This window comes from Actinosynnema sp. ALI-1.44 (assembly GCF_001984155.1).
Lineage (GTDB): Bacteria > Actinomycetota > Actinomycetes > Mycobacteriales > Pseudonocardiaceae > Kibdelosporangium.
Window position 1 is genome coordinate 57,332 of the sequence record NZ_MTQO01000054.1, and the last position, 13,614, is coordinate 70,945.

Below are 13,614 nucleotides of genomic sequence, written 5' to 3' on the forward strand. Positions count from 1 at the left end.
TCAGGTGAACAGCGGAGAGAGCTCCTCGGCGACGTCGTCGAGCGGATCGGCGCTGCGCTGAACGCGACACAGGATGACGGCGCCCTCGATGGCGGCGATCGCCAGCGTCGCCAGCCGCCGTGCTCGCTCGTCCGGCATGCCGTTCGCGGTGAGTCGGGCGCTGATCTTGTCCTGCCACGCGGTGAAGATCTCCCGCGTGAGATCCATGGCGCCGGGGAGGTCGCGGCCGCCGTCCACAGCGACGGCGAGGATCGGGCACCCGGCGCGGAAATCGCTGTCCGTGAGCACCTGCTTCCACAGGTCGACGAACCTGCCGAAGGCGCGTCGCGGGTCGGTGTGGTCTGTCTGCTCGATGACGGACGCGATGAAGTCGCCCGCGGCCCTGGTCGCGTCGATGATCATCTCGTTGCGGCCGCCGGGGAAGTAGTGGTAGACCGAGCCTCTCGGGGTCCGGCTGTGTGCGAGTACCGCGTCGAGACTGGCTCCGGCTACGCCGTGTTCGCGCATCAGGGCGATTGTGCTGGTGAGCATTCGCTCACGTCCTTGCCCGGGTTTTCGCCCCATGCTCACCTTCCTCGTCTTTATGAGGGTCAGCATAGGTATCGGGTTCGGGGTTGGCCCCTCGCCGGGTGGCAGACCTCTGGGCAGCTGGTCCGCGAAGCCGCCGTGCGCCTAGTCCTTGCCGCCGCCGGGGCCGTTGGGTGGTGGGATCGTCAGCAGGACTACCCGGTCGTCGCTGGACACCGGTGTACCGCCTGTCTTGTTCACGGTTCCCACCATGGCCAGGTTGGAGTTCAGCACGGCCATCGCGCCCAGTCGCCCGAAGCCTTCCTTCTCCGCCAGGGACACGGTGGGTTTGGCGGTGATCACGCCCTCCGGGTTCAGGGGCAGGATCTGCAGGTTTCCCGCTGTCGAGGTCACCACCGCCAGCATGGACGGGGTGACCACGCAGCCCGCCACGCCTGGCTTGTCCGGCCAGCGCCATGCCGGGTTGCCCAGGGGTTTGCCCGGGTCCACGCGGTAGATCGCGTCTTCCTGTGCCGAGCGGTCGGTCACCCAGGGCCTGCTGTCGATTCCTATGCAGATGCTCGCCGGGTTTTGCAGGCCGGCAGCTATCACCGCTGTGCTCGGGTCCGGGTTGCCCTTCGCGGGTTTTCCGGCCGTGTCGATCCTCAGCAGTTTTCCGGCGAGGGACTTCGGGTCGGCCGCCAGTGCCGGGTCGCCCGCGTTGCCGGTTGCCACCAGGAGGTTGCCTGCGCGGTCACGGGTCATCGAGCCGCGGTTCCCGGCGGGCCCGCGGGGGATTCCGGTCAGCACCGGCTTCGGGACGTCACCGGCGGTGAACCGCACCACACGGTTGTCCGTCGGTGTCGTGATGTACGCGTAGACCAGTTGGTCTTCGGGGTAGCTCGGGGACAGCGCCAGACCCAGCAGGCCACCGTCCGCCGTTCCGTCGACCGGCAGGGTGATCACCGCGTTCGGGGCGCTGCCGCGTTGCACCTGCATCACGCGCCCCGACTTGCGTTCTCCTGCCAGGCCCGCGGGCGGCTCGCTGTTGGGGAACGGCGCCACCGCGTCGATCGTGTCCAAGCACGTGCCGATCACCGCGGGGTTGAAGTCCCTGCAGCCTTCCGGTGGCGGGATCGGGCCCTGCGGGCCGCCTCCACCGCCTCCGCCTCCTTCACCTCCGCCACGGGATGGCCCGCCGCCTGAGTCAGGTCCGGTTTCCGGCGCCAACTGCGGCTGGGTGGTCCACTTCGCCGGCGGGGGTTGTTCTGCGAACGACACGCAGCCGCTGAGCGCGAGGCCTGCGGCGACGCAGCACGCGGCGAGCCGCCATCCGGAACGAGACACGTCACCCAGGCTAGGTACGGAGCCGTGAACCGTAGGTAAGCGCGGGCGGGATCAACGCGTCGATCGGGTCCCGGCTCGGCGGTCGCGCCAACTGCATGGCCCGTTCCACCGCGGCCGTGCGGCGCAGCAGCAGCCGCAACTCCTCCACGACCACCTCTGGCGCTTCGAGCGGCAGGAAATGGCTGGTCGGGACCACGCGCACCCTGGCCTGCGGGAGCATCGCCACCGGTTTCGCCGTGCGGTCCGGCGCCGCGAGCACGTCGTACTGGCCGGACAACACCGTGACCGGGCAGGTCAGTCCGTGCAGTTCACGTGCGGGCACCGAGCTGATCGCCAGCGCCAGGGTGAAGTACCACCGCCAGTCATGCCGCACGAACCGCTTCAGCGTGTGCACGACCGCCTGGGTGTCGGCTCCCGGCAGCATCAGGCCGCTGTGCTGGGCCAGCGTCGCGGTGAACGGGTTCACCGGAATCCGGTGCATCACCGCGTCGACCAGGGGCGACATCGCGCGCAAGGCGTGCGTGCCGGTGAGCGCGACCGCGCGGCGCAGCACGGCAGGGAAGCCGAACAGGCCGAACATGGCCCCGAACAGGTCACCCGGCACTCCCGCGGCGAACATCAGACCGGAGACGCGGTCGGGGTGCCTGCGGGCCAGCTCCGCGGCCACCATCACACCCACCGACCAGCCCATCACCACGCAGCGCCGCACTCCGGCGGCGTCGAGCACGGCCAACGCGTCCGCGACGTGGTCGGCCAGTTCGATCCGGCTCTCGTCCGCCGGGCGTTCCGACCCCATGGTGCCGCGGTGGTACCAGGACAGCACCCGGACGCCCGCGTTCGGCAGCAGCAACGCCGGCCAGGCTTCCGGTGTGGTGCCCAGCCCCGGGCACAGCAACACGGGCGGCCCCGGGTTGTCCGTGCGCCATGCGCGAATCCTCGTCCCGTCCGGGGAGGTCACGTCGTGTTCGTGCATCGGGGGAGAGTCTGCCCTAGTCGCGGCCGCCGTTTCGACACGGCTTAGTGTTGTTTTCGTGCCGATCACTGTTCTGGTGCCTGATGATCACGGAATGTCCGCACTGGCGGAGCTCGACGGCGTCACCCCGCTCCGGTTCGAGCTCGGCGAGCCGCTGCCGCCGGGTTCGGCGGACGCCGAGGTGATCGTGCCCGGCATGCAGGCGGGCAGGCTGGCGGTGGACTACCTGCCGCACCTGCCGAAGCTCAAGCTCGTCCAGCTGCTCTCGGCCGGGGTGGAGAACTGGATCGGGCAGTTGCCCGACGGGATCATGCTCGCCAACTGCCGCGGCGCGCACGGCGGCAGCACGGCCGAGTGGGTCATGGCGGCGCTGCTGACGATCTACCGGGAGATGCGCGAGTTCGACGCCGCCCAGCGTGACCGCCGCTGGGACTTCCACAAGACCGACTCGCTGCAGGGCAAACGCGTGCTGACAATCGGCGCGGGTGATCTGGGGAGTCAGCTCAAACGCAGGCTGGAAGCGTTCGACGCGCTCGTCACAGTCGTCGGCACGACCGCTCGGGAAGGCGTTCGCGGCGCCGACGAACTCCCCGATCTGCTCGGTGCGCACGACGCCGTGGTTCTGGTGGTGCCCGTCACCCCGAAAACCGTCGGAATGGTAGATGCGAAATTCTTGTCCCTGATGGCGGACGGGGCCGTGCTGGTGAACGCGGCACGCGGTTCGGTTGTGGTCACCAACGACCTGCTCGCCGAACTGCGACAGGGCAGGTTGCGGGCCGCGCTCGACGTCACCGACCCGGAGCCGCTGCCGTCGGATCATCCACTGTGGACCGCCCCTGGCCTGCTGCTCACCCCGCACGTCGCCGGGACATGCGCGGGGAACATCGAACGCGCCTATGCCGTCGCGGCTGGTCAGATCGCGATGTTCGCCGCCGGGGAGAAACCGTCGAATCTCGTGCGCGGAGAGTATTAACAAGAACTTTGTAGAGCGTTTCGCCGGGCAATCCAATAGCCTACCGGCCGTGAGTACCGACGATGACCGCTCGACATCAGCGGGCGGCTACCCAGGGGTGTATTCCTCGGGCGGGGCACACCGGATGACCGAGCCCGCGGACGAGGACTACGGCCGGTATGACGACGACGAAGCCGGTTTCACCGGCAGTTCGTCCACGACAAGTGTGCTGTCCAGACCGGAGGAGTCGCAGGAACGCGCCAAACCCGTCTACGCGTGGCACGGCGGTCTCGATCTCGGTCTGCTGGTGCTGCGCCTGGTGCTCGGCGGGACGTTCGTCGCGCACGCGCTGCAGAAGCTGTTCGGCCTGTTCGGCGGCCCGGGCATCGACGGCTTCGCGCAGTACCTCGGCAGCTTCGGGTTCACGCAGCCCACACTGCTGGCCTGGGTCACCGGCGTGTCCGAGCTGGTCGGCGGCGCACTGCTGGTGATCGGCCTGTTCACCCCGATCGGCGCGGCCGCCGTGCTCGGGGTGATGGCCAACGTGGTCTACCTGAAGTGGGGTGGCGGGTTCTTCGGCCCGCCGAAGGGCTTCGAATGGGACCTGGCGCTCGGCACGGTCGCGTTCGTGCTGCTGTTCACCGGTCCCGGCCGGATCTCGCTCGACCGGCCCACGCCGTGGGGCCGCCGCCCGGTCCCGCTCGGGCTGTTCATGCTGATCGTGGCGGCGGGCTTGTCCGTGGTCACGCTGGTCGTGTTCCGGTAGGCGCTTCGGAGTCCGGCTTGGCGGCCAGCGTGCCGAACGACACGCTGGCCGCCGAGACGGACCCGGTCGCTCGCAGCGCGGCTTCGTCGACCACCTCACTGGTCACGAGACCCGCTGCCACCTGCCGACGATGGCGCGGACCAGCAGGTACGCCACTGTGGACAGCAGGAGGTACGCGGGCAGCCCGCCGATGACCTGGTGCATCATCTTGGCCAAGTCGGTGTACGGGGTCGGTGCGGGCATGGCCATCGACGGATCGCCGAAGTGGTGCGTGATCAGGTTCGCGAGCGGGGTTCCCCGCGCGACAAGCAGATCGTGCACGAGCGGGCCGGGGATCGTCACGACGGTGAACAGCCCGCCGAGCAGCACGGGGAACACCCATCGGGGTTTGCCGAGAGCGAATCGGGTCGTCAACGGCAGCAGGACGGCGATGGCCGGGGTCAGGCCGACGAACCCCACGGTCGAGTCGATGAACCAGTGCAGGTACGGGCTGATGGCCGGCCCGCCTTCGTTGAAGTAGATGCCGTGCACGTAGAACATCGCCGCGCCACCGACGTAGCACAGCAACACCGACGTGATGACCAACGTCAGTCGCGCGACCGGGTCGCGGTAGAACGCGATGAACGCGCGCAGGAATCCTTTGTGGATACCGAGGTCCACCGAAGTCCTGCCGAACACGGGGCGGATATCTGGAGCGGCAACGGGTTTCGTCATTTGACACATTTCTGTGCGGTCCGGTGACAGGGCGCGCCGATGCCTCAGAGTGCAACACAGAGTAGTGGTGCGCAAATGACGTGAAGACCTGACAAAAAACGCTGTGCCGACACGAGAGTCGTGTCGGCACAACGGTTTCTGGAGTCGTTCGGATTATGGAACGCGCCGCACCGCGCCGGTGGAGGCGTCGGTGGCCATGTGCGCGTAGGCACGCAGCGCGGTCGTGACCGGCCGCTCGCGGTCGACCGGCTGCCACGGCCGTTCGCTCGATTCCATCTTGGCCCGCCGCTCGGCCAGCACCTCGTCGGGCACAAGCAGTTCGAGGGTGCGGGTGGTGACGTCGATCAGGATCTCGTCGCCGTCCCGCACGAGGCCGATGGTCCCGGCGCCAGCCGCCTCGGGGGAGATGTGCCCGACCGACAGTCCCGACGAACCGCCGGAGAACCGGCCGTCGGTGATCAGCGCGCACTTCTTGCCGAGCCCGGCGCCCTTGAGGAACGCGGTGGGGTGCAGCATCTCCTGCATCCCCGGGCCGCCTGCCGGGCCTTCGTAACGCACGACCAGCACGTCACCCGGCTGGATCTCCTTGTTCAGGATCACCGAGACGGCCTGCTCCTGGCTTTCGACCACGCGGGCCGGTCCCTGGAACCGGAACAACGACGGGTCGATCCCGGCGGACTTGATGACAGCGCCGTTCTCGGCCAGGTTCCCGCGCAGCACGGCCAGGCCGCCGTCGGCGGTGTACGCGTGCTCCTTGTCACGGATGCAGCCGCCGGCCGCGTCGGTGTCCAAGGACGACCAGCGGTTGGTGGTGGAGAACGCCTCGGTGGTCCGCACGCCGCCGGGCGCCGCGTGGAAGAGTTCGATGGCCTCGTCGGACGCGTGGCCGGACCGGACGTCCCACTCGGACAGCCACTGCTCGAGGTTGGGGCTGTGCACCGAGTGGACGTCCCGGTTGAGCAGTCCGGCGCGGTCGAGTTCGCCGAGGATCGCGGGGATGCCGCCGGCCCGGTGCACGTCCTCCATGTGGTAGTCGGAGTTCGGCGAGACCTTCGACAGGCACGGCACGCGGCGGCTGGTCGCGTCGATGTCGTCGAGCGTGAAGCCGACCTCGCCCTCCTGCGCGGCGGCGAGGATGTGCAGGACCGTGTTGGTCGACCCGCCCATCGCCATGTCCAGCGCCATCGCGTTCTCGAACGCCTTGCGGGACGCGATCGAACGCGGCAGGACGCTCTCGTCGTCCTCGCCGTACCAGCGCTTGCACAGTTCGACCACCGTCGTCCCGGCCCGGGAGAACAGCGCGCGGCGGGCGGCGTGCGTGGCCAGTGTGGACCCGTTGCCCGGCAGGGCGAGACCGAGCGCCTCGGTCAGGCAGTTCATCGAGTTGGCCGTGAACATCCCGGAGCACGAGCCGCACGTCGGACAGGCCGATTGCTCCACAATGGACAGACCGGTCTCGTCGACGGAAGGGTTGGCCGACGCGGCGATCGCGGTGATCAGGTCGGTCGGCGCCTGCGCGACACCGTCGACGACCACCGCCTTGCCCGCCTCCATCGGCCCGCCGGACACGAACACGGTCGGGATGTTGAGCCGCATCGCGGCGTTCAGCATGCCCGGGGTGATCTTGTCGCAGTTGGAGATGCAGACGAGCGCGTCGGCCTGGTGCGCGTTCACCATGTACTCGACCGAGTCCGCGATGATCTCGCGTGACGGCAGCGAGTACAGCATCCCGCTGTGTCCCATCGCGATGCCGTCGTCCACCGCGATGGTGTGGAACTCGCGCGCCACGCCACCCGCTTCGCGCACGGCTTCGGCGACGATGTCACCGAGGTCGCGAAGGTGGACGTGGCCGGGCACGAACTGGGTGTAGGAGTTGGCGATCGCCACGATCGGCTTGCCGAAGTCCGAATCGGTCATCCCGGTCGCGCGCCAGAGCGCGCGTGCTCCTGCGGCGTTGCGGCCGTGTGTGGTCGTGCGGGAGCGCAACTGGGGCATAGCCCCTCCAGAATCAGCTGAAGAACAAGAGGAACAGCGAAGACGTTACTCCCCGGAGGTGTCCGGTGTGGCCGGAGTTTCCTCGGTGCCGGGAGCGTCGGGGGTGGCAGCGGGGTCGGGGATGCGGCCGTTGCTGACCTGGGAAAGCAGTGACATGTGTCGCAGTCGGACGCCGGGCAGCCGGGTCACGGTGCCATGGGTGTCGACCGCGGACACCTTGCCGCCGTCGAGTTTCAGCGACGCCAGCTCGTCCCACTCCAGGGTCTTGCTGGTGAACATGTCGCGTGCGGTGATGCCGTCGTTGTCGGCCGTCGTGCGGTGCCGGACGACCCACAGGACCATCGCGATCGGCACGACGTAGATGCCGAACAAACCCGGTGCGGCGAACGCGAACGGCGTCGCGGCGACGGCGAGCAGCAGTGCACCCAGGTGTGCGGTCGGCGGGGTCCGGAAGACGACCTTGTTGACGGCTGTCACAGGGAAGATGGTGCACGTTTGGCTGTGACCGCCTGCGCGCGGGTCCCCCGATCGGGTCCACTATGCGGGATAACTGTCCCGCAGATTTGACGCGCGCGCGGGATCCGCACTACCGTCGCCCTATGTTCAAGTTGATTGGTCTCGTACTTCCCAAGCGCGTCGACGCTTAGGAGTTACCGACTCGTCGACGCGCGACCCTCGTGCGACCTATCCGGTCGACGAGGGTTTTTTCGTGTCCGGACCCATACCCGAACCACCGACTCACGAGGCAGAACCGATGACGAGCGCTACATCGCGACCCGCCGCGAAGCCCGGGGCGCCGAAACAGGGAGCAGACAGCTCTGCCCCGGCCAACCGTCCTAAACCCGCGCCACCGTCGGGTGCGCCGGTGCGCGTCACCGGCGCCCAGTCGCTGGTCCGCTCGCTCGAGGCAGTCGGTTGCGAGGTGGTCTTCGGCATTCCGGGCGGCACCATCCTGCCGGCGTACGACCCGCTGCTCGACTCGACCAAGGTCCGGCACGTGCTGGTCCGCCACGAGCAGGGCGCCGGACACGCGGCGACGGGGTACGCGCAGGCCACCGGCAAGGTCGGCGTCTGCATGGCGACCTCCGGCCCCGGCGCGACCAACCTGGTCACCCCGCTCGCCGACGCGAACATGGACTCGGTCCCGGTCGTGGCCATCACCGGCCAGCAGACCAGGGCCCTGATCGGCACGGACGCCTTCCAGGAGGCGGACATCTGCGGCATCACCCTGCCGATCACCAAGCACAACTTCCTCGTCACCGATCCGGCGGAGATCCCGCGGACGATCGCCGAGGCGTTCCACCTGGCATCGACCGGCCGACCGGGCCCGGTGCTGGTGGACATCCCCAAGGACGTGCTCCAGGAGACCACCAGCTTCTCCTGGCCGCCCGAGATCCACCTGCCCGGTTACCGGCCGACGACCCGGCCGCACGGCAAGCAGGTGCGCGAGGCCGCGAAGCTGATCGCGTCGGCCCGCCGCCCGGTGCTCTACGTCGGTGGCGGCGTGATCAAGGCGCAGGCGTCGGCCGAGTTGCTGCGCCTGGCCGAGCTGACCGGTATCCCGGTGGTCACCACGCTGATGGCGCGTGGCGCGTTCCCCGACTCGCACCCGCAGCACCTGGGCATGCCGGGGATGCACGGATCGGTGGCGGCGGTGGGCTGCCTCCAGCGATCCGACCTGATCATCGCGCTCGGCGCCCGGTTCGACGACCGGGTCACCGGCAAGCTCGACTCGTTCGCGCCGGACGCGCAGGTCGTGCACGCCGACATCGACCCGGCCGAGATCTCCAAGAACCGCAAGGCCGACGTGCCGATCGTGGGTGACTGCAAGGAGATCCTCACCGAGCTGATCACCGCAGTGCAGAGCGAGCATGACCGGCACAAGGCGGATCTGACCGCGTGGTGGGCGCAGATCGACAGCTGGCGCGAGGCGTTCAAGGCCGGTTACGAGTGGCCGTCGGACGGGACGCTGTCGCCGCAGTACGTGATCGAGCGGATCGGCCAGCTGGTCGGCCCGGACGCGATCTACACGGCGGGTGTCGGCCAGCACCAGATGTGGGCCGCGCAGTTCGTGAAGTACGAGAAGCCGATGTCGTGGATCAACTCCGGTGGTCTCGGCACGATGGGCTTCGCGGTGCCGGCCGCGATGGGCGCGAAGTTCGGCATGCCGGACAAGGAAGTCTGGGCGATCGACGGTGACGGCTGCTTCCAGATGACCAACCAGGAACTGGCCACGTGCGCGATCGAGGGCGCGCCGATCAAGGTCGCCGTGATCAACAACGGCAACCTCGGCATGGTCCGGCAGTGGCAGAACCTCTTCTACTCGGAGCGCTACTCCAACACGGACCTGGGCACGCACAAGCACCGCATCCCCGACTTCACGCTGCTCGCCGAGGCGCTGGGCTGCGCGGGCCTGCGCTGCGAGACCAAGGAGCAGGTCGACGCGGTGATCAAGCGGGCGCTGGAGATCAACGACCGGCCGGTCGTGATCGACTTCGTGGTCGGCAAGGACGCGCAGGTCTGGCCGATGGTCGCGGCGGGGACCGGCAACGACGAGATCATGGCGGCGCGCGGGATCCGGCCGCTGTTCGACGAGGATGAGATCTGAGATGTCCACCCACACACTGAGCGTCCTCGTCGAGAACAAGCCGGGTGTGCTTGCTCGCGTTGCCGGGTTGTTCTCCCGGCGTGGCTTTAACATCGAGTCGCTCGCCGTCGGACCGACCGAGCACCCGGACGTGTCCAGGATGACCATCGTGGTCGCGGTCGAGGAACTGCCACTCGAACAGGTGACGAAGCAGCTCAACAAGCTGGTGAACGTCATCAAGATCGTCGAACTCGAACCGGGTTCGGCGGTGCAGCGTGAACTGCTGCTGGTGAAGGTGCGGGCGGACGCGACCGTGCGCAGCCAGGTGTTGGAGACGGTGCAGCTGTTCCGGGCGAAGGTGGTCGACGTCTCGCCGGAGGCGCTGACCATCGAGGCGACCGGCACCGCGGACAAGATCGAGGCGCTGCGCCGGATGCTGGAGCCGTACGGCGTCCGTGAAATGGTGCAGTCGGGCATGGTCGCCATCGGCCGAGGGCCGCGATCGATCACCGCCACAGCAGTTCGTTGAGGATCGAATTCCACAGGTTGATTAAGGAAATAACTAGATGAGTGTCGAGATCTTTTACGACGATGACGCCGACCTCGGTGTGCTGAGCGGCAAGAAGGTCGCCGTCATCGGCTACGGCAGCCAGGGCCACGCGCACGCGCTGAGCCTGCGCGACTCGGGCGTCGACGTGCGGATCGGCCTGCAGCCGGGCTCGAAGTCCCGCGCGAAGGCCGAGGAGCAGGGCCTGCGCGTGCTGACCCCGGCCGAGGCGTCGGCCGAGGCGGACATCGTGATGCTGCTGGCGCCGGACACCAAGCAGAAGAAGATCTACGACGAGGAGATCGCGCCGAACCTGCAGCCGGGCAGCGCGATCGCCTTCGGCCACGGCTTCAACATCCGCTACGGCCTGATCCAGCCGTCCGCGGACATCGACGTCTTCATGATCGCGCCGAAGGGACCGGGCCACCTGGTCCGCCGCCAGTTCGTGGACGGCAAGGGCGTGCCCTGCCTGATCGCGATCGAGCAGGACGCCACCGGCAACGCGCAGGCGCTGGCGCTGGCGTACGCCAAGGGCATCGGCGGCAGCCGCGCGGGCGTGATCAAGACGACGTTCAAGGAAGAGACCGAGACGGACCTCTTCGGCGAGCAGGCGGTGCTCTGCGGTGGCACGGCGGCGCTGGTGCAGACGGGCTTCGAGGTGCTGACCGAGGCGGGTTACGCGCCGGAGATCGCTTACTTCGAGGTGCTGCACGAGCTGAAGCTGATCGTGGACCTGATGTACGAGGGCGGCATCGCCCGGATGCGCTACTCGATCTCCGACACCGCCGAGTACGGCGACGTCACCCGTGGCCCCCGCGTGATCAACGCGTCGGTCAAGGAGGAGCTCCGCAAGATCCTCGGCGAGATCCAGGACGGCTCGTTCGCCAAGGAGTGGGTGGCCGAGGACGCCTCCGGCCGCCCGAACTTCCAGAAGCTGCAGGCCGAGGGTGAGCAGCACCCGATCGAGGAGGTCGGCCGCAAACTGCGTGGCCTGATGTCCTGGGTGGACCGCCCCCTCACCGACACCGCCTGAGAAGGTCTGAAGGCTCAACAACCCTCGTGAGTGTTTCGTCCGGTTGGAACCGGCCGAAACACCCACGAGGGTTCTTTGCTATACCTAGCGTCATGAGTGGTGACAGCGCGCCGATCTATGACGACAAAGCGCACGTTCGAGGAAATCTCGACCTGACGAAGGCCGAGTGGCAGCGCGCCGCGGAACCCGGTGCCGATCCCGACGGGGAGTACGTTGAGATCGCGTTCGTCGAGCACACGGACGGAGTCACCTACACGGCGATGCGCAACTCCAAGTACCCGGATGGCACCATTCTGGTGTTCACTCCCAGTGAGTGGGAAGCGTTCGTCCAGGGAGTCCGCGCTGGTGAGTTCGACGAGCCGTGGTGATGACCCGGTAGTGCCCCATAACTCACTCGTAACCTGCGCGTGAGGCTTTAGACTCCTCCGCATCCGGGCCCGGCGTTGTTCCCGGTCTGTCTCCCACATCATGAAATGACCATTTGGAGTGCGTTGCCGTGACTGCAACCAGCCGACCTGTCGTTCTGATCGCCGAGAAGCTGGCTCCGTCCGTCCTTGACGTGTTCGGCGCGGAAGTCGAGGTCCGGCACGTCGACGGCACGGACCGTCCCGCATTGCTGAGCGAGGTGGCGAACGCGGACGCGCTGCTCGTCCGTTCGGCGACCAAGGTGGACGCCGAGGTGCTCGGGGCCACGTCGAAGCTGAAGGTCGTCGCCCGCGCCGGTGTCGGGCTGGACAACGTCGAGGTGCCCGCCGCGACCGAGCGCGGTGTGCTGGTGGTGAACGCGCCGACGTCGAACATCGTCTCGGCCGCCGAACACGCCGTCGGCCTCCTGCTCGCTGTCGCCCGCCGGATCCCCGCGGCCGACCAGAGCCTGCAGGGCGGGGCGTGGAAGCGCAGCTCCTACTCGGGCGTGGAGATCAACGGCAAGACGGTCGGTGTCGTCGGCCTCGGCAAGATCGGTCAGCTGTTCGCCGCCCGCCTGGCCGCCTTCGACACCAAGCTGATCGCGTACGACCCGTACGTGTCGCCCGCGCGTGCCGCGCAGCTGGGCATCGAGCTCGTCGAGCTGGACGAGCTGCTGGCCAGGGCGGACTTCATCTCGGTGCACCTGCCCAAGACCCCGGAGACCAAGGGCCTGATCGGCGCGGACCAGCTCGGCAAGACCAAGAAGGGCGTGCTGATCGTCAACGCCGCCCGCGGTGGCCTGATCGACGAGCAGGCGCTGGCCGACGCGATCAAGTCGGGCCAGGTCGGCGGTGCGGGCATCGACGTGTTCGCCACCGAGCCGACCACGTCCAGCCCCCTGTTCGGCCTGCCGAACGTCGTGGTCACGCCGCACCTCGGCGCCTCGACGGAGGAGGCGCAGGACCGCGCGGGCACGGACGTGGCCCGCAGCGTCCTGCTGGCGCTGCGCGGCGACTTCGTACCCGATGGTGTGAACGTCGTCGGTGGCGCGGTGGGCGACGAAGTCCGCCCGTACCTGCCGCTGACGCACAAGTTGGGCCTGGTGCTGGCCGCGACCGGCAACGGCACGCCGACGTCGCTGACGGTCGAGGTCCGCGGTGAACTGTCCAACGAGGACGTCTCGATCCTCGCTCTCGCCGCCGAGCGCGGCGCCTTCCACGGCCTCGTGGACACCCCGGTCACCTTCGTGAACGCGCCGCGGCTGGCCGACGAGCTCGGTGTCCAGGTGGACATCGTCAAGGAGTCGGAGAGCGCGGCCCACCGCAGCCTGGTGACGCTGCGCGCGGTCTACCCGGACGGCGGGACGATCACGGTGTCCGGCACGGTGTCGGGCCTCGCGCAGGTGGAGAAGCTGGTCGGGTTCAACGGCCGCAGCTTCGACCTGCGTGCCGAGGGCACGGTGCTGCTGGCGGCGTACCCGGACCGCCCCGGTGTGATGGGCACGGTCGGCACCCTGCTCGGTGAGGCGGGCGTGAACGTCGAGGCGGCCCAGATCAGCCAGACCAAGACGGGCAACGACGCGATCATGATCCTGCGTGTCGACCGCCAGGTGGACGCCTCGGTGCTCGACTCGATCGGCCTGAGCATCGCGGCCACGAACATCCGCGCCGTGCAGTTCGACGACTGACCGGTTCGAACGAAAGCCCCCACAGCGCGGCTGTGGGGGCTTTCCGCGTCTTCGGCTGCCACTTTCGTGTCAACCCGAAGAGTTGACGTTCGCCCGGA

At 68.4% G+C, this 13,614-nt stretch carries 14 protein-coding genes; 7 read left to right on the forward strand and 7 right to left on the reverse strand.

All coding sequences use genetic code 11. The annotated features are described in order from the left end of the window. The 3 genes from ALI144C_RS47195 to ALI144C_RS47205 form a co-directional block, all read right to left on the reverse strand. Complete coding sequence (locus tag ALI144C_RS47195; protein WP_237774652.1) at positions 1-531, reverse strand: TetR/AcrR family transcriptional regulator; 531 nt, start codon at positions 529-531, stop codon at positions 1-3. Between the two features lie 141 nt (positions 532-672). After that, positions 673-1,854, reverse strand: a complete 1,182-nt coding sequence (locus tag ALI144C_RS47200) for a PQQ-dependent sugar dehydrogenase (protein WP_076993851.1) — start codon at positions 1,852-1,854, stop codon at positions 673-675. Between the two features lie 10 nt (positions 1,855-1,864). After that, positions 1,865-2,827: an alpha/beta fold hydrolase gene (locus ALI144C_RS47205; protein ID WP_076993852.1), complete on the reverse strand. Its 963-nt coding sequence runs from the start codon at positions 2,825-2,827 to the stop codon at positions 1,865-1,867. Positions 2,828-2,885: 58 nt separating this feature from the next. On the opposite strand from ALI144C_RS47205, the gene ALI144C_RS47210 reads away from it, so the two are divergent. Both ALI144C_RS47210 and ALI144C_RS47215 read left to right on the forward strand, forming a co-directional pair. Beyond that, complete coding sequence (locus ALI144C_RS47210) at positions 2,886-3,800, forward strand: 2-hydroxyacid dehydrogenase (protein ID WP_076993853.1); 915 nt, start codon at positions 2,886-2,888, stop codon at positions 3,798-3,800. Positions 3,801-3,924: 124 nt separating this feature from the next. Further along, on the forward strand, positions 3,925-4,545 hold the full coding sequence (locus tag ALI144C_RS47215) for a DoxX family protein (protein WP_076994790.1): 621 nt from the start codon (positions 3,925-3,927) through the stop codon (positions 4,543-4,545). Here ALI144C_RS47215 and ALI144C_RS56090 read toward each other — a convergent pair. From ALI144C_RS56090 to ALI144C_RS47230, 4 genes are all read right to left on the reverse strand, one after another. Beyond that, entirely contained in the window at positions 4,523-4,666 is a 144-nt protein-coding gene (locus ALI144C_RS56090; RefSeq protein WP_168211524.1) for a hypothetical protein, read from the reverse strand. The two genes, ALI144C_RS47215 and ALI144C_RS56090, sit on opposite strands and share 23 nt — an antisense overlap. Beyond that, a complete protein-coding gene (locus tag ALI144C_RS47220) occupies positions 4,648-5,259 on the reverse strand; it encodes a hypothetical protein (RefSeq protein ID WP_143231315.1) in 612 nt (203 codons plus the stop codon). The genes ALI144C_RS56090 and ALI144C_RS47220 overlap by 19 nt, the downstream gene beginning before the upstream one ends. Before the next feature lie 153 nt (positions 5,260-5,412). Further along, positions 5,413-7,254: a dihydroxy-acid dehydratase gene (gene ilvD / locus ALI144C_RS47225; RefSeq protein WP_076993855.1), complete on the reverse strand. Its 1,842-nt coding sequence runs from the start codon at positions 7,252-7,254 to the stop codon at positions 5,413-5,415. 45 nt (positions 7,255-7,299) lie between these two features. After that, entirely contained in the window at positions 7,300-7,731 is a 432-nt protein-coding gene (locus ALI144C_RS47230) for a PH domain-containing protein (RefSeq protein ID WP_076993856.1), read from the reverse strand. A 277-nt stretch (positions 7,732-8,008) separates the two neighbouring features. On the opposite strand from ALI144C_RS47230, the gene ALI144C_RS47235 reads away from it, so the two are divergent. The 5 genes from ALI144C_RS47235 (at position 8,009) to serA (ending at position 13,516) form a co-directional block, all read left to right on the forward strand. Next, on the forward strand, positions 8,009-9,862 hold the full coding sequence (locus tag ALI144C_RS47235; protein ID WP_076993857.1) for an acetolactate synthase large subunit: 1,854 nt from the start codon (positions 8,009-8,011) through the stop codon (positions 9,860-9,862). Position 9,863: 1 nt separating this feature from the next. Beyond that, positions 9,864-10,370 carry an acetolactate synthase small subunit gene (gene ilvN, locus ALI144C_RS47240; protein WP_076993858.1) on the forward strand — a complete coding sequence of 169 codons (507 nt, stop codon included), beginning with the start codon at positions 9,864-9,866 and terminating at the stop codon, positions 10,368-10,370. A 37-nt stretch (positions 10,371-10,407) separates the two neighbouring features. Continuing rightward, positions 10,408-11,421 (forward strand): ketol-acid reductoisomerase, encoded by a 1,014-nt coding sequence (gene ilvC / locus ALI144C_RS47245; RefSeq protein WP_076993859.1) that lies wholly within the window; start codon positions 10,408-10,410, stop codon positions 11,419-11,421. Positions 11,422-11,513: 92 nt separating this feature from the next. Next, the gene (locus ALI144C_RS47250; protein ID WP_076993860.1) at positions 11,514-11,789 is read left to right on the forward strand and encodes a DUF397 domain-containing protein; all 276 of its coding nucleotides are present in this window, start codon (positions 11,514-11,516) and stop codon (positions 11,787-11,789) included. A gap of 128 nt (positions 11,790-11,917) precedes the next feature. Next, complete coding sequence (serA, locus tag ALI144C_RS47255; protein WP_076993861.1) at positions 11,918-13,516, forward strand: phosphoglycerate dehydrogenase; 1,599 nt, start codon at positions 11,918-11,920, stop codon at positions 13,514-13,516. The last annotated feature ends 98 nt before the right edge of the window (positions 13,517-13,614 follow it).

Coding starts and splice junctions, on each gene's coding strand:
- ALI144C_RS47235 (WP_076993857.1), top strand. CDS start 8,009: ATGACGAGCGCTACATCGCGACCCGCCGCGAAGCCCGGGGCGCCGAAA.
- ilvN (WP_076993858.1), top strand. CDS start 9,864: ATGTCCACCCACACACTGAGCGTCCTCGTCGAGAACAAGCCGGGTGTG.
- ilvD (WP_076993855.1), bottom strand. CDS start 7,254: ATGCCCCAGTTGCGCTCCCGCACGACCACACACGGCCGCAACGCCGCA.
- ALI144C_RS47205 (WP_076993852.1), bottom strand. CDS start 2,827: ATGCACGAACACGACGTGACCTCCCCGGACGGGACGAGGATTCGCGCA.
- ALI144C_RS47215 (WP_076994790.1), top strand. CDS start 3,925: ATGACCGAGCCCGCGGACGAGGACTACGGCCGGTATGACGACGACGAA.
- ALI144C_RS47195 (WP_237774652.1), bottom strand. CDS start 531: ATGCTCACCAGCACAATCGCCCTGATGCGCGAACACGGCGTAGCCGGA.
- ALI144C_RS47250 (WP_076993860.1), top strand. CDS start 11,514: ATGAGTGGTGACAGCGCGCCGATCTATGACGACAAAGCGCACGTTCGA.
- ALI144C_RS47220 (WP_143231315.1), bottom strand. CDS start 5,259: ATGACGAAACCCGTTGCCGCTCCAGATATCCGCCCCGTGTTCGGCAGG.
- ilvC (WP_076993859.1), top strand. CDS start 10,408: ATGAGTGTCGAGATCTTTTACGACGATGACGCCGACCTCGGTGTGCTG.